General features: G+C 68.6%; 19 protein-coding genes and 1 pseudogene. 12 read left to right on the top strand and 8 right to left on the bottom strand.

What is annotated here, in order from left to right; all coding sequences use genetic code 11:
• Positions 1–40 precede the first annotated feature (40 nt).
• On the top strand, positions 41–442 hold the full coding sequence (locus tag Q9Q40_03755) for a hypothetical protein (protein ID MDQ7006323.1): 402 nt from the start codon (positions 41–43) through the stop codon (positions 440–442).
• Positions 443–535: 93 nt separating this feature from the next.
• Here the strand turns inward: Q9Q40_03755 and Q9Q40_03750 are convergent, their stop codons facing one another.
• Positions 536–1,585: a hypothetical protein gene (locus tag Q9Q40_03750; protein ID MDQ7006322.1), complete on the bottom strand. Its 1,050-nt coding sequence runs from the start codon at positions 1,583–1,585 to the stop codon at positions 536–538.
• Between the two features lie 176 nt (positions 1,586–1,761).
• Between Q9Q40_03750 and Q9Q40_03745 the strand changes: the two genes are divergently transcribed.
• The 9 genes and pseudogenes from Q9Q40_03745 to Q9Q40_03705 all read left to right on the top strand — a co-directional run bounded on the left by Q9Q40_03745 (position 1,762) and on the right by Q9Q40_03705 (position 12,849).
• The gene (locus tag Q9Q40_03745; protein MDQ7006321.1) at positions 1,762–2,814 is read left to right on the top strand and encodes a zinc-binding dehydrogenase; all 1,053 of its coding nucleotides are present in this window, start codon (positions 1,762–1,764) and stop codon (positions 2,812–2,814) included.
• The gene (locus Q9Q40_03740) at positions 2,811–3,503 is read left to right on the top strand and encodes a winged helix-turn-helix domain-containing protein (GenBank protein ID MDQ7006320.1); all 693 of its coding nucleotides are present in this window, start codon (positions 2,811–2,813) and stop codon (positions 3,501–3,503) included. The genes Q9Q40_03745 and Q9Q40_03740 overlap by 4 nt, the downstream gene beginning before the upstream one ends.
• Before the next feature lie 89 nt (positions 3,504–3,592).
• The gene (locus tag Q9Q40_03735; GenBank protein ID MDQ7006319.1) at positions 3,593–4,717 is read left to right on the top strand and encodes a mechanosensitive ion channel family protein; all 1,125 of its coding nucleotides are present in this window, start codon (positions 3,593–3,595) and stop codon (positions 4,715–4,717) included.
• 31 nt (positions 4,718–4,748) lie between these two features.
• Positions 4,749–5,708, top strand: coding sequence for a phosphate ABC transporter substrate-binding protein (locus Q9Q40_03730; protein MDQ7006318.1), 960 nt, complete (start codon positions 4,749–4,751; stop codon positions 5,706–5,708).
• A 16-nt stretch (positions 5,709–5,724) separates the two neighbouring features.
• Complete coding sequence (locus tag Q9Q40_03725; GenBank protein ID MDQ7006317.1) at positions 5,725–7,941, top strand: ABC transporter permease subunit; 2,217 nt, start codon at positions 5,725–5,727, stop codon at positions 7,939–7,941.
• 8 nt (positions 7,942–7,949) lie between these two features.
• Positions 7,950–9,584: a phosphate ABC transporter permease PstA gene (gene pstA, locus Q9Q40_03720; protein MDQ7006316.1), complete on the top strand. Its 1,635-nt coding sequence runs from the start codon at positions 7,950–7,952 to the stop codon at positions 9,582–9,584.
• Between the two features lie 59 nt (positions 9,585–9,643).
• Positions 9,644–10,396: pseudogene (gene pstB, locus Q9Q40_03715) on the top strand (phosphate ABC transporter ATP-binding protein PstB).
• Positions 10,397–10,412: 16 nt separating this feature from the next.
• Positions 10,413–11,084 carry a phosphate signaling complex protein PhoU gene (gene phoU, locus Q9Q40_03710; GenBank protein ID MDQ7006315.1) on the top strand — a complete coding sequence of 224 codons (672 nt, stop codon included), beginning with the start codon at positions 10,413–10,415 and terminating at the stop codon, positions 11,082–11,084.
• A 4-nt stretch (positions 11,085–11,088) separates the two neighbouring features.
• Positions 11,089–12,849, top strand: coding sequence for an ATP-binding protein (locus Q9Q40_03705; GenBank protein MDQ7006314.1), 1,761 nt, complete (start codon positions 11,089–11,091; stop codon positions 12,847–12,849).
• A 99-nt stretch (positions 12,850–12,948) separates the two neighbouring features.
• Here the strand turns inward: Q9Q40_03705 and Q9Q40_03700 are convergent, their stop codons facing one another.
• The 3 genes from Q9Q40_03700 to Q9Q40_03690 form a co-directional block, all read right to left on the bottom strand.
• Positions 12,949–13,503, bottom strand: a complete 555-nt coding sequence (locus Q9Q40_03700; protein ID MDQ7006313.1) for a hypothetical protein — start codon at positions 13,501–13,503, stop codon at positions 12,949–12,951.
• A gap of 128 nt (positions 13,504–13,631) precedes the next feature.
• Positions 13,632–14,450 (bottom strand): metal ABC transporter permease, encoded by an 819-nt coding sequence (locus tag Q9Q40_03695; GenBank protein ID MDQ7006312.1) that lies wholly within the window; start codon positions 14,448–14,450, stop codon positions 13,632–13,634.
• A gap of 14 nt (positions 14,451–14,464) precedes the next feature.
• Positions 14,465–15,226: an ABC transporter ATP-binding protein gene (locus tag Q9Q40_03690; GenBank protein ID MDQ7006311.1), complete on the bottom strand. Its 762-nt coding sequence runs from the start codon at positions 15,224–15,226 to the stop codon at positions 14,465–14,467.
• Between the two features lie 592 nt (positions 15,227–15,818).
• Here Q9Q40_03690 and Q9Q40_03685 point away from each other — a divergent pair.
• Both Q9Q40_03685 and Q9Q40_03680 read left to right on the top strand, forming a co-directional pair.
• Positions 15,819–16,208, top strand: a complete 390-nt coding sequence (locus tag Q9Q40_03685) for a phage holin family protein (protein ID MDQ7006310.1) — start codon at positions 15,819–15,821, stop codon at positions 16,206–16,208.
• Positions 16,201–16,464, top strand: a complete 264-nt coding sequence (locus Q9Q40_03680; protein MDQ7006309.1) for a hypothetical protein — start codon at positions 16,201–16,203, stop codon at positions 16,462–16,464. Before Q9Q40_03685 ends, Q9Q40_03680 begins: the two co-directional genes overlap by 8 nt.
• Here Q9Q40_03680 and Q9Q40_03675 read toward each other — a convergent pair.
• The 4 genes from Q9Q40_03675 to Q9Q40_03660 all read right to left on the bottom strand — a co-directional run bounded on the left by Q9Q40_03675 (position 16,434) and on the right by Q9Q40_03660 (position 19,568).
• The gene (locus Q9Q40_03675) at positions 16,434–17,342 is read right to left on the bottom strand and encodes a DMT family transporter (protein ID MDQ7006308.1); all 909 of its coding nucleotides are present in this window, start codon (positions 17,340–17,342) and stop codon (positions 16,434–16,436) included. The genes Q9Q40_03680 and Q9Q40_03675 overlap by 31 nt on opposite strands.
• A 2-nt stretch (positions 17,343–17,344) precedes the next feature.
• Positions 17,345–18,502 carry a deoxyguanosinetriphosphate triphosphohydrolase gene (locus Q9Q40_03670; GenBank protein ID MDQ7006307.1) on the bottom strand — a complete coding sequence of 386 codons (1,158 nt, stop codon included), beginning with the start codon at positions 18,500–18,502 and terminating at the stop codon, positions 17,345–17,347.
• Positions 18,503–18,536: 34 nt separating this feature from the next.
• Positions 18,537–18,794 (bottom strand): ferredoxin family protein, encoded by a 258-nt coding sequence (locus Q9Q40_03665; GenBank protein MDQ7006306.1) that lies wholly within the window; start codon positions 18,792–18,794, stop codon positions 18,537–18,539.
• 72 nt (positions 18,795–18,866) lie between these two features.
• Positions 18,867–19,568, bottom strand: coding sequence for a RibD family protein (locus tag Q9Q40_03660; protein MDQ7006305.1), 702 nt, complete (start codon positions 19,566–19,568; stop codon positions 18,867–18,869).
• Between the last annotated feature and the right edge of the window lie 341 nt (positions 19,569–19,909).

Genomic DNA, 19,909 nt, shown 5'->3' with positions numbered 1-19,909 from the left:
TCATGGCGTCACACGCCCCACACGTAAGGAGATCGCCCGGATGGACGATCGGCGACAACCCCCTCCTCCCCCGAAACCCGACCTCGGCAACCGCGAACAAGTGCGGAGGCTGCGGCGCGGGATGGAGCGCTCCGCCACCGAGGTGCTACGCTGCCAGCAGTGCGGTCATCAGCAGATGGGCGAGGCCGCCTTCGTCGGCCCCCAGTCCGCCTGCGACCGCTGCGGGACGGCCCTGCACTCCTGCCGCCACTGCCGCTTCTTCGATTCGGGCGCCCGCTTCCAGTGCCGCAAGCCGCTGAAAACGGGCATCGACGACAAGTGGGCCGCCAACCGCTGCCCCGGCTACGAGCCGCGCCTGGTCCTCGACTCCACCGGCAAGCGCCACGCCGGCAGGACCGCGAAGAATTCCAAGTCGCTGTTCGACTCGCTGTTCAAGGACTGATCCGGGCGATCGGTCCGTGACGACCCGCGCGGCGTTTCGGACCGTGCCCTCAAGCCCGCTCCCCCGACACCTTTTCCCGGAACCGGAAACCGATCAGCGATCCCGCGCCTTCGGATTGAGGACGCTGGCGGGCAGCGGCTTGTCTTCCTCGCCCAGGCGGCGCAGGCGCTCGAGCTCCACGGCCCAGTCCTTGGCCGCCAGGTAGGAGGCGAGGTTGTCGAGAATGATGCGGTTGTCGTCCTCGTCGTAGACCCCGGGGTCGAGGATGCGAGCCGTGGCTTCCGCGTCCACGGCCGCGGCGGGCGCCTGGTGCCAGGCGTTCTGCGGCGGTTCGTAGCTGTTGAGCACGGGAATCGTCTCGTAGACGAAGGCGCCCAGGGAGTTGCGGGCCACCAGGGTCAGCGGTCCCGACTCGCGAATCTTGATCGTCCCGTTGCCGCTGAGCAGGCCATCGGCGGGGTGGCCGGCCACCAGGCGCGGCTCCTTTTCGTTCTCGCTGAGCAGCCAGGCCAGGTGGGCGCCCTCCACGGTGAAGCGGAACTGCACCTCGCCCATGCCGTGGAGAATGCGCGGGCGCACGTCCCACTTGGCGATGCGCAGGGTGCTCCGACCCGGGGTGGTGGTGCGCAGCCGGGTGACGAGCTGATCGTTGGAGGGGTCGCCGTCCCAGGCGGCGTATCCCGGCAGCGAGCGGTCGAGGCGCGCGGCGATCTCTTCGCCCTCGGCCAGCAGGTCGGCCTGCAGCCAGATGTCGCAGATCGCCACCTGCCCCCGGGGGAGCAGCTCGCCCCGGCAGCTTCCGACGGCGGCACTCCCGGGGCGCGGCTTGCGCTTGAAGATCCCGCGCCCGCCGGCGGCGGGAGTCGCTTCCGCCCGGCCGATCAGCACCCGGAAGGGAGACTCCAGGTCGAGGGGGGACTGGTTTTCCACCAGCACCCGAGCCAGCATCTGGTGCCGCACGCCGGCGACACCCACCTCGTAGAGCTTGAACGAGATGACGGCCAGGTTGCCCGGAGGGCCGTCATGGCGCTCGCGCTCGGACCAGCGGCGGCCTGCAAAACCCGGGGGGAGCAGCAGGAAAATGACCATGGCCGCCACGGCGAGCGTGGCGAACCGCCGAAAACCGGATCGTGGGAACGGCATAGGGGACGCCCTCTCCTTCCGGGTCAAAATATAGGGCCGCGCGGCCCTCCGTCCACCGCGCCGGCGCCGAAGTTCCCGGGCTTTGCGGCGATCGACGAAAGCGAAGCGATAACCGAGAAGGATTTCAAGGCTTCGTCACATCTCCCGCCGGGCGCGGCGTCTAGAATGAGCCGGAGATGAAAGCCTACCGCATCGAAGCTCACGGTGGTCCCGAGACCCTGACCCTCGGCGAGCACCCGTTGCCGGAACCCGGTCCCGGCGAGCTGCGGGTGCGCCTGGTGGCCATGGCTCTCAATCACCTGGACCTGTGGGTCCGGCGGGGCATCGAGGGCGTGCGCTTCCCCCTGCCCCTGGTGGGAGGATCGGACGGGGCCGGGGTGGTGGAGGCCCTGGGACCGGGAGTCGCCGGCCCGCCTCCGGGCACGGCCGTCTTCGTACTGCCGGGGGTCTCCTGCGGCGCCTGCCGCGCCTGCCTGGCCGGCCGGGACAATCTCTGCCCGGAGTACGGCATCCTCGGCGAGTCCCGTGACGGCACCGCGGCGGAGTTCATCGTTCTGCCTCACACCAACGTGGCGCCGATTCCGGCGGGCCTGGATTTCACCCGGGCCGCCTCCTTCCCGCTGACCTTCATGACCGCCTGGCACATGCTGGTGCACAAGGCGCGACTGGCCCCCGGCGAGCGGATCCTGTTCCACGCCGGGGCGTCTGGGGTCTCCTCCGCGGGCATCCAGATCGCCCGGTACCAGGGGGCCCTGATCGCGGCCACCGCGGGCTCCGCGGAAAAACGGGACTTCGCCCGCGGCCTGGGGGCGGACCTGGTGCTGGACTCACGGGACGAACAATGGCCCCGGGAGGCACGTCGGTGGGCCGGCCCCTCCGGCCTGGACGTGGTCTTCGATCACGTCGGCGAGCAGACCTTCGAAGCCTCCATGCGCCTGCTGGGCAAGGGTGGGCGCTACGTTTTCTGCGGCGCCACCTCGGGCTTCGCCCTGGAAACCGACTTCCGCCCGGTCTTCTTCAAAAACCAGGAGATTCTCGGCTCTACCATGGGCCGCCGGGCGGACCTGCTGGCGGTGGCGGAACTGATGGCCGCGGGGCGCCTGCGGCCCACCGTGGCCCGGGTCTTTCCCTTCGAGCGGATGGCCGAAGCCCACGCCTTCCTCGAGCAGCGACGGGCGCTGGGCAAGGTCGTGGTGGAGATCGGCCACGCGCCGGATCGGGCCGCATGATGGATCCCGCAATCCGCATCGCCGTGGTCGAAGACGAGACCGATATCGCCGAGATCCTGGATTACAACCTGCGGCGGGAGGGTTTCCAGCCCGAAATCTACCACCGGGGAGACACGGCCCTGGCGGCCATCGAGGCCGACCCTCCCCAGCTCGTGATCCTCGACCTGATGCTGCCCGGCCTCGACGGCCTGGAAATCTGTCGCCACCTCAAGCGCAATCCCCAGACCGCTCCCATCCCCCTGGTGATGCTCACCGCCCGCGGCGAGGACACCGACCGCATCGTGGGCCTCGAGCTGGGGGCCGACGACTACGTGGCCAAGCCCTTCAACACCCGGGAACTGATGCTCAGGGTCAAGGCGGTGCTGCGCCGGGCCCGCAAGCGCGATCCGGCGGACAGCGGACCGCTGGCGGCGGGCTCCCTGCGGCTGTTTCCCGACGCCCACCGGGTCGAGGTGGGGGGCCGCGAGATCAGCCTGACCGCCACCGAATTCCGACTGCTGCAACACCTGATGCAGCGCGGGGGAAGGGTTCAGGGTCGCGAAACCCTGCTGCGGGAGGTGTGGGGCTACTCGAGCGGTGTGGACAGCCGCACCGTCGACACCCACGTCCGCCGCCTGCGCAAGAAGCTGGGCCCCGAGTCCCGGCGCATCGAAACGGTCATCGGCGTGGGCTACCGTTTCCACACCTGAAGCCGGCGACAGCCCCCCGCAGCGGATCGGCACCGTCTCTTGGCTGAACGGCCCGCCCCGTACTCCTCGAGCAGGGTAGACTCGTCCCCATGGAAACCCTGAGCTGGTTGATCTCGGAGTGGGGTTCGGTGGGCTGGGTCCAGTCCCTGGCGATCCTGCTCGGCGCCCTGCTGCTGGCCAAGGTGGTGGAGTGGATCCTCTGCTCGGTGGTCGGGCGCCTGGCCCGCCGCACCCGGACCCGCGTCGACGACCAGGCGGTCCAGATCCTGCGGCGCCCGGTGTTCGCCTCCGTGCTGATCACGGGCCTGATCCTCGCCCTGCCCCCGCTGGCCCTCCCCCCCGGGCCGGTGAGCGGCGCCACCCGGCTGCTGGAGACCCTGCTGCTCGTGATCTGGCTGGGCACGGGGATGAGACTGAGCAGCGCCGTCCTCCGCGCCCTTTCCTCGGGCCCCCTGGCCACGCGCCGGGTCCACGCCAGCGCCGTTCCCCTGCTGGACAACACGGTGCGGGTGGTGCTCGTGGGCGGGGCGGCCTACTTCGCCTTCCTGATCTGGCACATCGACCTGACCGCCTGGCTGGCCTCGGCCGGGATCATCGGCATCGCCGTGGGTTTCGCGGCCAAGGACACCCTGGGCAACCTCTTCGCCGGCGTCTTCATCCTCATCGACGCGCCCTACAAGGTCGGCGACTACGTGGTGCTCGACGGGGAGGACCGGGGCCAGGTGACCCACATCGGCCTGCGCTCGACCCGCCTGCTGACCCGCGACGACGTGGAGATCATCATCCCCAACTCGGTGATCGGAGGAGCCAAGATCATCAACGAAAGCGGCGGCCCGTGGCCCAAGTACCGCATTCGCATCCGGGTGGGGGTGGCCTACGGCTCGGACGTGGACCATGTCCGGAGGGTTCTCGAAGAGGTCGCCGCCTCCACCGGGGAAGTCTGCACCGACCCCGCCCCACGGGTGCGCTTCCGGGCCTTCGGGGACAGCAGCCTGGACTTCGAGTTGCTGTGCTGGATCGACGAACCCGGGGCCCGGGGGCTGGTCAGTGACCTGCTGCATACCGACGTCTACAAGCGCTTCGCCGCGGAGGGGATCGTGATCCCCTTCCCCCAGCGGGACCTCCACTTCAAGCTCGAGGAGGCTTGTCACACGATCGACACATCATCTTCCCCATCCCGTCACCCCGGACGGCCAAGCTCGCCTCCGCAATGACACCAGACAACGACAGATCAGGAGAGTGAGCATGAAGACGTGGATCGTGGGCAGCATGATTTTTCTCACCACCGCGGCGAGCTTCGGCCAGGCCGTCAAGGTCGACCCTGCCATCGGCAAGTACGAGAAGACCAGCGGCGTTTCCGGCAACCTCAATTCCATCGGCTCGGACACGCTGAACAACCTGATGACTCTCTGGGCCGAGGCTTTCCGGACCCGCTACCCCAACGTGAAGATCCAGATCGAGGGCAAGGGCTCGTCCACCGCCCCGCCGGCCCTGATCGGCGGCACGGCGCAGATCGGCCCCATGAGCCGCCTGATGAAGCCCACCGAGGTCGACGACTTCGAAAAGGCCTTCGGCTACAAGCCGACGCCGGTCCGGGTCGCCATCGACGCCCTGGCCGTCTACGTCAACAAGGACAACCCGATCGAGAAGCTGACCCTGGCCCAGGTGGACGCGATTTTTTCCAAGACCCGTAAGTGCGGCGCTCCCGCGGAAATCCGCACCTGGGGCGAGCTGGGTCTCGGTGGCGGCTTCGCCGACCGCCCGATCAGCATCTACGGCCGCAACAGCGCCTCGGGCACCTACGGCTACTTCAAGAAGAAGGCCCTGTGCAAGGGTGACTACAAGGACACCGTCAAGGAGCAGCCGGGGTCGGCCTCGGTGGTGCAGGGCGTCGCCGAAGACCTCTACGGTATCGGCTACAGCGGCATCGGCTACCGGACGTCGGCGGTCAAGACCGTCGCCCTGTCGAAGAAGGGCGGGAAGTTCTACGGCACGGGCACCCAGGACGTGCTCAGCGGCAAGTACCCCCTCTCCCGCTTCCTCTACCTCTACATCAACAAGGCTCCCAACCGGCCGGTGGACCCCCTGGTGCGGGAGTTCATTCGCTTCGTGCTCTCCCGGGAGGGCCAGCAGATCGTGGTCAAGGACGGCTACCTGCCCCTGAACCACAAGCTGGTGACCACCGAACGCAAGCTGGTCGACTGACCCCCGCCCGCCACCCATGTCCAGACCCGTCTCCCCCGCCTCCACCACCTCGCGCCGGCGCGCTCTGATCGATCGTTTCGGCCGCTGGGCCGTGATGGCGGGGGGGATGACCATCATCGGCGCGATCCTCTGCATCCTGCTCTTCATCCTGGCGGAGGTCGCGCCCCTGTTCGCCGGCGCCCGGGTCGAACAGCTGCCGCCCCTGGCGGCGGCGGGAGAGTCCACGCTGGCCCTGGCGCAGGACGAGTACCGCACCACCGCCCTGCTCCTCGAGGCGGACGGGGGAGTCCGGGGTCTCTCCCTGGCCGACGGCGCCGAACTCGGCCGCTGGCAACTGCCCCTGCCCGAAGGAGTCGGCATCGACCGGGCCCGCACCGAGCCCGGCGCGTCCCTCTTCGCCGCCCTCGACCGGCGAGGCCGGGTCTGGATCGTTCCCTATGCTTTCGACGTGCATTTCGAGGGCGACCGGCGCTCGATCCGTCCCGTCGTCGGCCAGGCCGTGGCCGTCGACCCCTGGCCCGACGCGGAGCCCGACGCGGAAGCAGTGCGCGCCTTCGTCGCTGGGCGCAGCCCGGAAGGGCTCGAAACCGTCGCGGCCCTGCGCGACGGCCGGGTGAGCGTGGTGCGCCGGGAGGCCTCCGAGAACTTCCTGACCGGCGAGCTGGAATGGGAGGAAAGTCGCTACCTGCTGCCCGCCCCGGCGGGGCTCGACACGCTGGCCCTGGGTCCCGATCACCGACGCCTCTTCGGTGGATGCGCGACCGGCGCCGTGGTCGCCTGGAATCTTGACGACGGCCCTTCGGCGCCGGCGACCGGGCCGGCGGGGGGCGCCCCCATCACCGCCCTCGAGGTGCTGATCGGCGGTGGCACCCTGGTGGCCGGCAGGGCCGACGGCACCCTGGAGACATGGTTTCCCCTGCGCGGCGAAGACGGCCTGCGCCTGGTGCGGGCCTACAAGTTCGGCGGCCGGCGGGGAGCCATTCGCTCGATCCTGGCCTCGCGCCGCAACAAGGGTTTCATCGCGCTCGACGCCGATGGCGGAGCCGGGCTCTACTACGCCACCTCGCGCCGAACCCTGTGGACCGGGAAGGTGCTCGACGGCGCGCCGCGGGCCGCGTTCTTCTCGCCGAAAGCGGACGGAGCCCTGCTGCTGGACGGAGCGGCGCTGCACCCGCTGGCGATCGACAACCCCCACCCGGAGGTCAGCCTGCGGGCCCTGTTCGGCAAGGTGTGGTACGAAGGCTACCCGGAGCCTTCCTACACCTGGCAGTCCAGCGGCGGCAGCGACGACTTCGAGCCCAAGCTGAGCCTCGTCCCCCTGCTGATCGGCACCCTCAAGGGCACCTTCTACTCGCTGATCCTGGCCATTCCCCTGGGAGTGTTCGGGGCGATGTACACATCCCAGTTCCTCCACCCCTCGCTGAAGCGCATCATCAAACCCGTGGTGGAGATCATGGCCGCCCTGCCCAGCGTGGTGCTGGGCTTTCTCGCCGGCCTGTGGCTGGCCCCCCGCATCGAGCGCTCGTTCACCGGGCTGCTGCTGGCCCTGCTGATCCTTCCGCTGGCGGTGGCCGGCGCGGGGCTGGCCTGGGAGCGGCTGCCCCGCTCTCTGCGCGCCCGGCTGCGGCCCGGCACGGAGGTGCTGTTCTTCGCGGTGGTGATCGTGCTGGCCGCCGGCGCGGCGGCGCTGCTGGCCGGCCCCACCGAACGGTTGCTCTTCGGCGGTTCCTTCACCCAGTGGCTGGTCAACACCTCGGGCATCCCCTTCGACCAGCGCAACGCGATCATCGTCGGACTGGCCATGGGCTTCGCCGTGATTCCGATCATCTTCAGCGTCTCGGAAGACGCCTTCTCGAATGTTCCCCGCAACCTGGTCTCGGGCTCGCTGGCCCTGGGCGCCAACCGCTGGCAGACGGTCACCCGGATCGTGCTGCCCACCGCCAGTCCAGGAATCTTCTCCGCCATCATGATCGGCTTCGGCCGGGCGGTGGGGGAGACGATGATCGTGCTGATGGCCACCGGCAACACGCCGATCATGGACTGGAACCCCTTCAACGGGTTCCGCACCCTGTCGGCCAACATCGCCGTGGAGATTCCCGAGGCGCCCTTCGGGGGCACCCTCTACCGCACGCTCTTTCTCTCGGCCCTGCTGCTGTTTCTGCTGACCTTCGTCGTCAACACCGCGGCGGAAGTGGTGCGGAGCCGCCTGCGGCGTCGTTACGCCAACCTCTAGAGGAGTCCATGACCCGCGGCAAGCGTTCATTCAGCGAGCTGGTCGGCATCACCTCCACCGCCCTCTGCGGCGGTGCGTTGGCGTTGTGCCTGCTGTTGGTGGCGGGCCTGCTGGGCCTGTTGCTCTACCACGGCATGGGCTATTTCTGGCAGAGCCCGGTGGTGCAGTTGACCCTCACCGACGAAAGCGTGGTGGCCGGTGAAATCGTCGAGCGTGAGGTGATTCCCGCCGAGGACGACAGCGCCGCTCTCCGGCACCGCATCCGCCTGATGGTGGGCAACCGGGACCTGACGGGACACGACTTCGTCTGGATCGACGAAAGCCGCATCGCCCGGATGGAGTACCCCGCCGACCTGCTGCTGGTCGAGCGGTTGGAGTGGGGCAAGTTCTACGGCCGACTGCTGGCGATCTCCGCCGGCGAGCAGACACTCGCGGGCACGCCCCAGGCGGCGCGCGCGGCCTGGCCGCGGCTGCACGCCCGCAAGAAGGTCGAACTGGAGAAGATCCATCGGCTCGAAAAGCGGAAGATCGGTGAGGTCAACCGGGAGATCGAAAACTTCCGCCTCGAGTTGCGCCGGCTCGACATGGAAGGCGCGGCACCGGACGATCCCCGTCGGGCGGACATCCAGCGCAACCTGCTGGCCCGGCGCAGCCACTACGAGGAACTGGCCGACCGACTGGCCGAACTGCGTCGGAATTTCCTGCGGGAAGAACTGGTGATGGAGGCCGCCGACGGCACGCTCAAGCCCATCCCCGCCGGCCACGTGGTGCGCATGGTGCGGGCCAACACCCTTTCGGCATGGGGCCGGCTCAAGCTCTACGTCTCGCGCAGCGCCGAGTTTCTGCTGGGCGAGCCGCGGGAATCCAATACCGAGGGGGGCGTCTTCCCCGCCATCTTCGGCACGGTGATGATGGTCTTCCTGATGTCCTTCGCGGTTTCTCCCCTGGGCGTGCTGGCGGCGATCTATCTGCGGGAATACGCCCGGGAGGGCCTGCTGGTCAAGATCGTACGCATCGCGGTCAACAACCTGGCCGGCGTACCCTCGATCGTCTTCGGCGTCTTCGGCCTGGGCTTTTTCGTCTACACCCTGGGGGGATCCATCGACCAGCTGTTTTTCGCCGAGGCCCTGCCCACCCCCACGTTCGGCACGGGCGGCATTCTCTGGGCCAGTCTGACCCTGGCCCTGCTCACGGTGCCGGTGGTGATCGTGGCCGCGGAAGAAGGCCTGGCCGCCGTACCGCGAATCGTGCGGGAGGGCTCGCTGGCCCTTGGCGCGACCCGTTTCGAGACGATCTGGAAGGTGGTCGTGCCCGCCGCCGCACCCGGCATTCTGACGGGGATGATCCTGGCCATGGCCCGAGCGGCGGGAGAGGTCGCTCCGCTGATGATCGTCGGCGTGGTCAAGTTGGCCCCGGCGCTGCCCCTCGACGGCCACTTTCCCTACGTTCACCTCGAACGCAAGTTCATGCACCTGGGCTTCCATATCTACGACCTGGGCTTTCAGAGCCCCAACGTGGAAGCCACCCGTCCCCTGGTCTTCGCCACTTCCCTGTTGTTGGTGGGGGTGGTGGTGGCCATGAACCTGCTCGCCATCTGGATCCGCAACCACCTGCGCCGCAAGTACGCGGGGTCCGCGGTATGATCGCCTCGTTTCACCCCGTGACAGAAAGGCAGTCGATGAGCGTCCAGCCGAATCCCAGCGACATCGTGCTCGAGATCGAGCGGCTATCGCTGTGGTATGGGTCGACCCAGGCCCTGTTCGACATCTCCCTGACGGTGCCCAAGAATCGCATCACGGCCTTCATCGGCCCCTCGGGATGCGGCAAGTCGACCCTGCTGCGCAGCATCAACCGCCTCAACGACCTGATTGACTCGGTGCGCATCGAGGGCGACATTCGCTTCGAGGGACAGTCGGTTTTCGATCCGGAAATCGACGTCAACTCTCTCAGGCGGCGGGTGGGCATGGTCTTTCAGAAGTCGAATCCTTTCCCCAAATCGATCTACGAGAACATCGCCTACGGGCCGAGGATCCACGGCATACGGGAAACAGCCCAGCTCGACGCGATCGTCGAACGCTCGCTCAGAAGCGCAGCCTTGTGGGACGAGGTCAAGGATCGCCTGCGGGAATCGGCCCTGGGCCTGTCGGGAGGCCAGCAGCAGCGCCTGTGCATCGCCCGGGCCATCGCCATCGAACCGGAAGTGATCCTCCTCGACGAGCCCTGTTCGGCCCTCGACCCCATCGCCACCGCCCGCATCGAAGAGCTGATGCAGGAACTGAAGAAGGACTACACCCTGGTCATCGTGACCCACAACATGCAGCAAGCCTCCCGTGCGTCGGACTACACGGCTTTTCTCTACCTCGGCAAGCTGATCGAATTCGGTAAAACCGACGAACTCTTCCTCAATCCGCGGCAGAAGCAGACCGAGGATTACATCACCGGCCGTTTCGGCTGATCGGGGAGACGGCACCATGGAACGCAAATTCGAGCTGGAGCTCGAGGAACTTGCCGCCACGATTCAGCGCATGGGCGGGCTGGTCGAGCAGGCCATCGAACGCTCGGTGGAAGCCCTCGTCCGCCGCGACGACGACCTCGCCCGCCAAGTGATCACCGAGGACCTGCGTATCGACGCCCTGGAGCTGGAGGCCGACAAGCTGGCGATGCAGATCCTCGCCCGCTACCAGCTCGCCGGCCGAGACCTGCGCTTCGTCACCACGGCGATGAAGATTCTCCCCGAACTCGAGCGCATGGCCGACCAGGCGGTGAACACCGCCGAGCGGGCCATCGAGCTGGGAGCCGAGCCCCCCGTCAAACCCCTCATCGACCTGCCGAAGATGGCCCACCGGGCCCGGGAGATGGTGCGTGGGTCGCTGGACGCCTTCGTCCGGCGGGACGCCGAGCAGGCGCGGGAAGTCATCGCTCTCGATGACGAACTCGATCACCGCACGGAGGCCATCTTCCGCGAACTGGTCTCGTACATGATGGAAGACCCCGCCACCATCACGCGCTCGATCCGGCTGACCTTCGTCGCCAAGTACTTCGAGCGTATCGGCGACCAGGCGACCAACGTGGCCGAGCAGGTGATCTACATGGTGGAGGGCACCGTGGTCCGCCACCCCCGCCTGTCCAAAGAAGGCTCGTAGCTCCGTGAAGCTCAGGCACCGGCTGCTGCTCTCCCTGCTGGGCGTCGCCGCCATCGGCTCGCTGGTGGCGGGGGCCGGCGCCTTCTGGGTGGTGGGTAACGCGGTCAAGACCCGCTACACCGCCCGGCTCCACGACGAGGCGGCCCTCCTTGCCGACCGCCTGGAGGCATTACGGCGCGAGGGCCTGGTATCGAGTGAGGAGCTGCAACCGATCGTCGAGGGCTGGGGAGCCCGGCTCGAGGCGCGGGTGACCCTGATCGACGAGCGGGGCGTGGTGCTGGCCGACTCCCGCATGGGTCTCGAAGGCCTGTCCCTGCTCGAAAACCACGCGGACCGGCCCGAGGTGATCGCGGCCCGGACCACCGGCTGGGGAGAGGCCCACCGGCTGTCGGCAAGCACCGGGGAGAGCTACTACTACCTGGCCCGCCTCGTCACCGAGCCCACGCCGCCGGTGATCCTGCGCCTCGCCCTGCCCGAACGGGAAGTGACCCTCGCCCGCTTTGAATACCTGGGCTCGGCGGTGGGGCTGTTTTTCGCTTCCCTGGTGCTCTTCACCCTGCTGGCCTACCTGGGCATTCGCAGGATCTCGCGCCCGGTCGAGAAACTCGCCGACGCCGCCGACCGCATCGCCCGGGGCGAACAGGGCACGCCCCTGCCCGCCGCCACGCCGGACGAGTTGGGCCGCCTCACCGCCGCCCTGCGGCGGCTGCGGGACGCGCTGGCGGCACGGCGCAGCGAGATGCGCCGCCGCCAGGATCTCTTCGACTCGGTGATCGGCGGAGTGCGGGAGGGCGTGCTGGTGATCGACGCCCGGCGCCGGGTGCGCCTGGTCAACGCCACCGCCCAGACCATCTGCACCGTCGGCGAGGAGCCCACCGGGCGCCTGGTCACCGAGGTGGTGCGCCACCCGGAACTGGTGGAAATGATCGACCAGGCCCTGGACCGGGGCGAAGAGTCGCGCCGCAGCCTGCGCTCGCTGGGAGCCACCGCCTCCTGCTACGAGGTCACCACTCTGCCCCTGCGGCGCAGCGGCTCGCGCAAAGCCATCGGTGTGGTGGCGCTGCTCTTCGATACGACCCGCATCGAAGCCCTGGAAGCCACTCGGCAGCGTTTCATCGGCGACCTTTCCCACGAGCTGAAGACGCCCCTGACCTCGATCCGGGCCGCCGCCGCGACCCTGCTCGAGGGAGCCCTGGACGACCCCCAGGCCGCCCGGCGTTTTCTCGAGACCATCGAGCGCCATGTCGAGCGCATGACCGACCTGGTCTCGGATCTGAGCGATCTCTCGCGCATCGAAACGGGCGCGATCACCCTCGACCTGGAAACCGTCGATGCGGCCGAACTGGCCACGCAGGCCGCCCACAGCCTGCTGCCCCGCTACCGGGACAAGGCGCTCGTCTTGCAGGTGGACTTCGACGGTCCTCTCGAGGTGCGGGCCGACCGCAGGCGCCTCGAGCAGGTGCTGGTCAATCTGCTGGACAACGCCATGAAATTCAACCGGCCAGGCGGTCACGTGCGCATCAGCGGCCAGCGGCGGGACGGACGCGCAACGATCACCATCGAAGACACCGGGGTGGGCATCGCCGCCGAGGATCTCGGACGCGTCTTCCAGCGCTTCTTCCGCGCCGACCCCTCCCGCTCACAAGAACGGGGCAGCACCGGCCTGGGCCTGGCCATCGTCCGCCACCTGATCAAGCTCCACGGCGGCTCGGTGGAAGTCGAGTCCGAACTCGGTCAGGGCTCGAAATTCACTGTAATCCTGTAGGGGCGGCGGCGAGCACAGCGAACCCCACCCGGGGGGTCGTGCGCAGCACGACGGTCCACCTGGAGGGAAGCGGCGGACCGTCGTTGAATTCATGTCTCTTCAAGGACAAGCATCGGGAAAGGTCTTCTCCCCCGCACAGCCGCAACCGGTGCAAGTCTTGGGATTGTCGCTGGGAGTGCAGTCGCTCGGGCAGTGGCCGTCAGGAAGTGCCTTCTTCCCACAAAAATAGGACTTTTCGGATCCAGTCATAGCGGAAAGGAGATGGGTAGCGATATCCTGAGTTGGTGTGCTCGAATATGCGCCCATCTTCTCCCGAATCCACCCCAACGCATCGCCCGCCTCGGTGGCCTGACTCACCTCGAGCTGGTCGCGGAGTTCACCCAGCAATCTCGTCGGAACGTAGGAAATGCTCCCCGTGGTGTCATAGCCCACGGGCAGCCTCCCCTCCCAGCCGTTGACGACCGCGATGTCCGCCTCGCTGATCGTACCGTGGACGATCGCCGCAGAACTCATGGTCACCGGGTCGTACCCCAGCTCGAAGTAGAACGAGCCGCAGTCCGCGGTCACAGGCGAGACGACACCGGCCACGGCCATCGACAAAAGCGTACAGCACAACGCATGGGCAGCTTTTCGACGATTCATGAGTCTGCGCATGAATAACTCCTTCATCAGTTATGCTACGCCTCGACTCACCCCCAGATGAGCACTCGCTCAGTATACGCCCCCCCCCTCCCCCAAGTGTCAAGCCTGTCGTACCGTGCTTGCCGTACGACGCCTTGTGCCTATTCGGGGCGTCGGCGCCGGCGCAGCACGGACACGGCCAGGTAGGTCAGGCCGGCGAGCAGCACGATCACCGCGCCGGCGGGCAGGTCGGGGCGGTAGGACAGGGCCAGGCCCGAGGTGGTGAACAGCGCCCCCAGCGCGGTGGCCACGACCATCATCCGGCGCACGGTCCCCACGAGCTGCCCGGCGATGGCGGCGGGCAGGGTGAGCAGGGCGATGACCAGAATCAGACCCACCACCCGCACCAGCAGCACCACCGTCAGCGCCACCAGGCAAAGCAGGAAGAGGTAGACCAGCCGCACTCGCACCCCCCGCACCAGGGCGAACTGCTCGTCGAAACAGACCGCGAGAAACAGCCGCGCGAAGAGCAGGGTGGCGACGAGGATCACCGCGTCGAGCACCGCCATCAGCACCAGGTCCGACGAAGAGATCATCAGGATGTTGCCGAAGAGGTAGCTCATCAGGTCCACGTTGTAGCCGGGGGTCCGGGAGATGAAGAGGATGCCCAGGGCCATGCCGCTGGCCCACAGGGCGCCGATGATCGCGTCCCGCTCCTCTTCTCGGCCGAGGCTGGCCCAGCCCACCAGCAAGGCCGCCACCAGGGCGGCCACCAGGGCGCCCAGGGTCGGCGCAGCGCCGAAGAAGTAGGCCACACCCATGCCGCCGAGCACCGCGTGGGCGATGCCCCCGGCCAGGTAGCCGATACGCTTGACCACCACGTAGGTGCCCATCACCCCGCAGCCCACGGAGGCCAGCAGGCCACCGAGCAGGGCGTACTGGAGGAAGGTGTGCTGGGCCAGGGCGCTCAAGAACTCCATCGCGGGAGGGGCTCCTAGTGGTGACCGTGTCGATGACCGTGCTGGATCAGGCGCACCGGGGTGTCGTACATCTGCTGGATCACCTCACCGGTCAGCTCGGCGGTGGGATGGCAGACCAGCCGGCGATTGACGCAGGCCACCTGGCGGGCATAGCTGGTGATGAAGCCCACGTCGTGGGAGACGACCACGATGGTGGTCTCCCCTTGCAGCCGGCGCAGCAGCTCGAAGACATCTTCCTCGGCCCGGGCGTCCACGTTGGCGGTGGGCTCGTCGAGCAGCAGAATGCGGGAGTCGCCCGCCAGGGCCCGGGCGATCAGCACCCGCTGAAGCTGGCCGCCGGAGAGGGTGCCGAGCCGGCGGCGGGCTAGGTCGGCCACCTCCACCCGCTCCATGGCCTGCCCGGCCACGGCCCGGTCCTCGCGGGAAAAACCGCCCAGGTCGGAGCCCGTGCCCAGGCGACCGAGGAGCACGGTTTCCTCGACGGTGATCGGGAAGCCCTGGTGGAAAGTGCGCGACTGGGGCACGTAGCCCACCAGGCGTCGCGCCTGCTCCGGCGGCAGCCCCCAGACCCGAATCCGCCCCTTCCGGGGTCGCAGCAACCCGAGCACCAGTTTGAGCAGGGTGGTCTTGCCGCCACCATTGGGCCCCACCACCGCCAGAAAACTGCCGGCCTCGAGGATCAGATCGACGTCTTCCAGCACGTCATCGGCACCGTAACCGAAGGACACACCCTCCAGTTCCAACGCCGGCCGCAGCGATGTGGACTCCAGGCTCAAGCTCAACGACTCCTCGCACCCCGTTCTATCGTACACACACTGCCCGCCAGAGGGCACCTCGTCCGGTCGGGCCCGGTGGCCATGCCGATCCGGCGGGAGACCGGCCGCCCGAAAGAGAACCTGCGCAAGGCCAACCCCGGGATCGACGGACATGGAAAAGTCTCGCGGCTGCCGGGGAGCGAAGTCGTCAAAGGGAAGAGCACTGGAAGCGGGCTACCGATCCGACGCGGGAAATCGGGGCCCTCCCGGCTTGCCGTGCCCTCGGTGTTTCCCGCACCCCCTTCTGCCCTCGCCGTCCATCCGCGCCGGAAAACCGGCAACCGCGTCCCACCCCTTCCCCGGCGGTGACGACCAGAGAACGGCAGGATCTCCGGCATCATCGGCCCCGAGAGCCTTGTCGACGGCTCTCCCGCAGAGATCTTCGCCACCCTGCCCGACGATGTTTTCCGCGCCCACCCAGAACGCTTCGTTCACGGCAGGCAGGGAAGGCCCGGCGGTCTGCCCGCCCTGAGTGCACCCGCCCGTACGGCGAACGGTGACGGATCGGGCGGGCTGGATTGTCGCCCCGCAGCCCCTGTGATAGAAACGTCGGGTGAACGCCCACTCCCGCAAGAGCCTCTACGAGAGTTTCTCCACCCTGCTCGCCCGCGTGGCCGAGGGGCTGCAGTTGCGCCTGGAACTGCTGGGGGTGGAGCTGCAGGAGGAAAAGCAGCGGCTGGCGGCCACGCTGCTGCTGGCGGTGGGAGCCGCCGGGGTCGGAGTGTCGGCCTGGCTGACGGTGCACCTGCTGGTGGTCCTGGTGTTCTGGGAGCAGCGGGTGATCGCCTGCGCGGCGATGCTGGGCGCCGACCTGCTGCTGGCCGCCGGCCTGGCCCTGGCCCTGCGCCGCCGCCTGAAGGGCGCGGCGCCCCCCTTCTCCGCCAGCGTCGCCGAGCTGCGCCGGGACCGGCAGCGCCTGGACCGGAGGGCGAACGATGCGTGAGACCGTCCACCGCCGGGAGCTGCTGCGGGAAAAGATCGAAGCCAACCGGGTCGCCGTCGAGGCGGAACTGCACGACCTGGGCGACCGGGTCCGGCAAGCCGGCAGGATCTTCAACGTGGGACGCCAGGCCGGATCGGTGGCCACGATGCTGCTCACCGGCCGCCGGAAGGGCGTGCTCGGTGGCCTGGTCGCCGGAGGCTCACTGATCTCCGCGGGCCTCGCCCTCTACCGGCTCCTGCGCCGGCGCCACGACTGAGCCACCATTCCGGAAAAGGCCGTGTACTGCGCGGCAAACATGCCGCCCAGCATCAGGGAGCAACCGATCCATCCCCGCGTTCCCAGGCGCTCGTCGAGGAAGACCCATCCCGCGAGGGCGGCGAACACCGCCTCCAGGCTGAGGATCACCGCCGCGTGGGAAGGCCTCGCCTTGCGCTGGGCGACGACCTGCAGGGTGTAGGCCACACCCACCGAGAAGGCGCCCGCCCAGACCAGGGAAACCCATCCCTCGGCCAGGTGGCCCCAGCGGGGCTGCTCGAAGAGCAGGGCGCCGACGAGACTGAACGTGGAGCAAACGAGAAACTGAATCATGGCCAGGGGGATACCGGGGTAGCGCCCCGCGAAGCGTCCCACCAGCAGCACGTGGCCGGCCCAGAAGAAGGCGGCCACCAGCACCACCCCGTCACCGGGTTCGATCTGCCATGAACCGGTGACCGAGAGCAGGTAAAGGCCCCAGGCGGCCAGGGCCGCCCCCACCGCCGCCCCCGCCCGGGGACGGCGACCGAAGACCATGCCGAGCAGCGGGACGATCACCACGTACAGGCCGGTGATGAATCCCGCCTTGCCCGCGGTGGTCTCCACCAGGCCGATCTGCTGCAGGGTGGCCCCGGCGAAAAGCACGCTGCCGAGCGCCACGCCCGCGGCGAGCAGCCCCCGGCGCCCCCCGGGGGGAATCGACCGGGAACGCCGCCGCAGGACCAGGGGCAGGACCACCAGGGCGCCGAGGCCGAAGCGCACCCCGTTGAACAACAGGGGCCCCATCACCTCCATTCCCGCGCGCTGGGCGACGAAAGCCGTACCCCAAATCAGGGCCGCGAGCAGCAGCAGCAGGTCCGACAGGATATTCCCGCGCAGCATCGTCACCGGGTCGCGGCAGGCGTGACCTCGGGCCCCGGTCCCCCGCACAGGCGGCGGTGCTCCTGCAGGGCGAAGCGGTCGGTCATCCCGGCGATGTAGTCGCAGGCCACCCGGTAGGTCGAGTCTCCCTCCCGGCGGGCGGCGAAGCTCTCGGGCACCTCGGCGCCCCCGCTGGTGTAGACCTCGAAAAGATCCCGAAGCACGCCCTCGAAGAAGAGCCGGGTCTGCTCGATACGCGGATGGCGATAGAGTCTTTCCGCCAGGTGCCTCTTCAGGCGGCGGTTCTCGGCGGCCACCGCCGGGGACAGGGCGACCAGCCAGTCTCGTCGTTCGCGCACCTGGTCCACAGAGACGAGGGCGAGAGCCTCGAGCCGGCCGCGAGTGTGCTGAATCAGGTCGCTGACCAGGCCGTCGATCATGCGGCGCAGGGCGATCTTGATCCACATCCACCGGTCGTGGTCCGGGCTCTGCCTGCGAGCGCGTTCGAAGGCGTCACCGAACAGGGGCACCTCGCGGCAAAGGACGTCCAGATCGAGCAGGCCGGATTCGAGGCCATCGTCCACGTCGTGGTGGTTGTAGGCGATCTCGTCGACCAGGTCGATCATCTGGGCCTCGAGAGGCGGAGCCAGCGCGGGGTCGTACTCGGCCAACTCCGCGCCACCCCGCGCCACCTGGGGCCCCGAGTGCTTGGCGATGCCTTCGCGGACCTCCCAACTCAGGTTGAGGCCGGGAAAATCCGGGTAGCGGTTTTCGAGGACTTCCACGATGCGCAAGGACTGCCGGTTGTGATCGAAGCCCCCGTGATCGGTCATCAACGGACCGAGCACTTCCTCCCCCAAGTGGCCGAAGGGGGTATGACCCAGGTCGTGGGACAGGGCCAGGGATTCCACCAGGTCGGCGTTGAGCCCCAGGGCCCGGGCCACGGTGCGCGCGATCTGGGCCACCTCGATGGAGTGGGTCAACCGGGTGCGGTAGTGATCACCCTCGTGGTTGACGAAGACCTGGGTCTTGTACTCCAGCCGCCGGAAAGCGCGACAATGGATGATGCGGTCGCGATCCCGCGCGTAGAGCGGGCGGTAGGGGTGCTCGGCTTCCGGGTAGCGCCGACCCCGGCTCTGGTCTTCGCGCTGGGCCCAGGCCGCAAGAATCCTGTCGGGCATCACTCCCCCGCTCTTCCCCCGGGGGCCACCGGGCTCAGGCGTACCAGTCGGCGTTGATCTTCGTGTATGCCTTCCACTGGTCGGGGACGTAGTCTTCCTCGAAGATCGCCTCCACCGGGCACTCCGGCTCGCAGGCCCCGCAATCGATGCAGGTCTCGGGGTCGATGTAGAGCATGTCCTCCGACTCGAATTTGGGCTCGTCCGCGGTGGGATGGATGCACTCCACCGGGCAGACAGCCACACAGGCCGTGTCCTTGGTGTTCTTGCACGGCTCGCAAATGACGTAGGTCATGAAAATCCTCCGCTTTCCCGGTGCCGATTTCACCCGGGGCAGGCCTCATCTTGCCCCGTCCCCGGCCCCGCATCAAGCCAGGGGAGCCAGCCGCAGGTAGACCTCGTCGCCGTGGCAAGCCATGCCCAACAGGCGCAGGCGGTGTCTGTCGGCCAGCGCGCGGGCGGGCCCCGGGTAGAGGGAAGGGGCCGCCGCGCCGCCGAGGAGCGTGGGGCAGACGGTCAGGCGCAGTTCGTCGATGCACCCCGCGTCGAGGAAGGCGGCCAGCAGGGTGCCGCCACCTTCCACCAGCACCCGGCGCAGGCCCCGGGCCTCGAGCGCCTCGATCAGCAGCGGCGGTTCGACCGACTCGCGCCCCAGCCGCTGGAGTCGCAGGCGTCCCGCGGCCGTCACCGGGGCCAGGGCCTCGATGGCGTCTTCCGCGAGCCCGTCGGGAACCGCAAGCCAGCGCTCGGGAGCGTCTTCCTGGAGGAAACGGGCGTCGGCCGGCAGCGCACCGCTGCGAGAGACCACCACCACCAACGGGGTCTCGGGCCTTCCCGCCTGCCGCCGGGCCCGGCGCCGGAGAGGGTTGCGCACGGCGAGCGGAGGATCCTCGTCACGGATCGTCCCCGCTCCCACCACCAGCGCATCGGCCTCCGCGCGGAAGGCATCGAGGCGATCCCGGTCCGCCCGGGACCCCAGCGCCCCCTTCTCGCGGAAAGCCGAGGCGATGCGCCCGTCGAGACTGACGGCGAGGGAGGCGATCACGTAGGCCTGGCGCGTGGTGGACATGGGGGAATTCTACAGTCTGGCCCCTGGCGGCCGAAGAGATCTGCGAGAGCACCCTTCTGGGTGGGAGACGATCTCGGGGAAGACGGGCTGGAAGGGGGAACGGACCCCGGGACCGGTGAGCGACCCGGTGGACCGACCTGAGGGCGCCCCAACGGGGCGCCCTCAAACTTTCCACCGTGGAGCGGAGAATGTACCCCGTCGCCCCGGGGGCCGGGGGGGGGGCGCAAGCCGCCGGGGGTGTCCGGACCCTGTCCGCGGCACCTGTCCGCATGCGGACGCCTCGTCCCCAAACTCCGCGCCCGAGCGCGGGTTCAAACTGGCCCCGCTCTTGCTCTCCCACG

The sequence above is a fragment of the Acidobacteriota bacterium genome (genome assembly GCA_030949985.1).
Lineage (GTDB): Bacteria > Acidobacteriota > Polarisedimenticolia > J045 > J045 > JALTMS01.
This window is presented reverse-complemented; position numbering and strand designations above follow the sequence as displayed.

What these genes read in the sequence shown, in the direction of transcription:
- Q9Q40_03740 (MDQ7006320.1), top strand. Translation starts at nt 2,811, where the DNA reads ATGATGGATCCCGCAATCCGCATCGCCGTGGTCGAAGACGAGACCGAT.
- pstA (MDQ7006316.1), top strand. Translation starts at nt 7,950, where the DNA reads ATGACCCGCGGCAAGCGTTCATTCAGCGAGCTGGTCGGCATCACCTCC.
- Q9Q40_03755 (MDQ7006323.1), top strand. Translation starts at nt 41, where the DNA reads ATGGACGATCGGCGACAACCCCCTCCTCCCCCGAAACCCGACCTCGGC.
- Q9Q40_03670 (MDQ7006307.1), bottom strand. Translation starts at nt 18,502, where the DNA reads ATGCCCGACAGGATTCTTGCGGCCTGGGCCCAGCGCGAAGACCAGAGC.
- Q9Q40_03665 (MDQ7006306.1), bottom strand. Translation starts at nt 18,794, where the DNA reads ATGACCTACGTCATTTGCGAGCCGTGCAAGAACACCAAGGACACGGCC.
- Q9Q40_03680 (MDQ7006309.1), top strand. Translation starts at nt 16,201, where the DNA reads ATGCGTGAGACCGTCCACCGCCGGGAGCTGCTGCGGGAAAAGATCGAA.
- Q9Q40_03660 (MDQ7006305.1), bottom strand. Translation starts at nt 19,568, where the DNA reads ATGTCCACCACGCGCCAGGCCTACGTGATCGCCTCCCTCGCCGTCAGT.
- Q9Q40_03675 (MDQ7006308.1), bottom strand. Translation starts at nt 17,342, where the DNA reads ATGCTGCGCGGGAATATCCTGTCGGACCTGCTGCTGCTGCTCGCGGCC.
- Q9Q40_03745 (MDQ7006321.1), top strand. Translation starts at nt 1,762, where the DNA reads ATGAAAGCCTACCGCATCGAAGCTCACGGTGGTCCCGAGACCCTGACC.
- Q9Q40_03730 (MDQ7006318.1), top strand. Translation starts at nt 4,749, where the DNA reads ATGAAGACGTGGATCGTGGGCAGCATGATTTTTCTCACCACCGCGGCG.
- phoU (MDQ7006315.1), top strand. Translation starts at nt 10,413, where the DNA reads ATGGAACGCAAATTCGAGCTGGAGCTCGAGGAACTTGCCGCCACGATT.
- Q9Q40_03700 (MDQ7006313.1), bottom strand. Translation starts at nt 13,503, where the DNA reads ATGCGCAGACTCATGAATCGTCGAAAAGCTGCCCATGCGTTGTGCTGT.
- Q9Q40_03725 (MDQ7006317.1), top strand. Translation starts at nt 5,725, where the DNA reads ATGTCCAGACCCGTCTCCCCCGCCTCCACCACCTCGCGCCGGCGCGCT.
- Q9Q40_03695 (MDQ7006312.1), bottom strand. Translation starts at nt 14,450, where the DNA reads ATGGAGTTCTTGAGCGCCCTGGCCCAGCACACCTTCCTCCAGTACGCC.
- Q9Q40_03735 (MDQ7006319.1), top strand. Translation starts at nt 3,593, where the DNA reads ATGGAAACCCTGAGCTGGTTGATCTCGGAGTGGGGTTCGGTGGGCTGG.
- Q9Q40_03750 (MDQ7006322.1), bottom strand. Translation starts at nt 1,585, where the DNA reads ATGCCGTTCCCACGATCCGGTTTTCGGCGGTTCGCCACGCTCGCCGTG.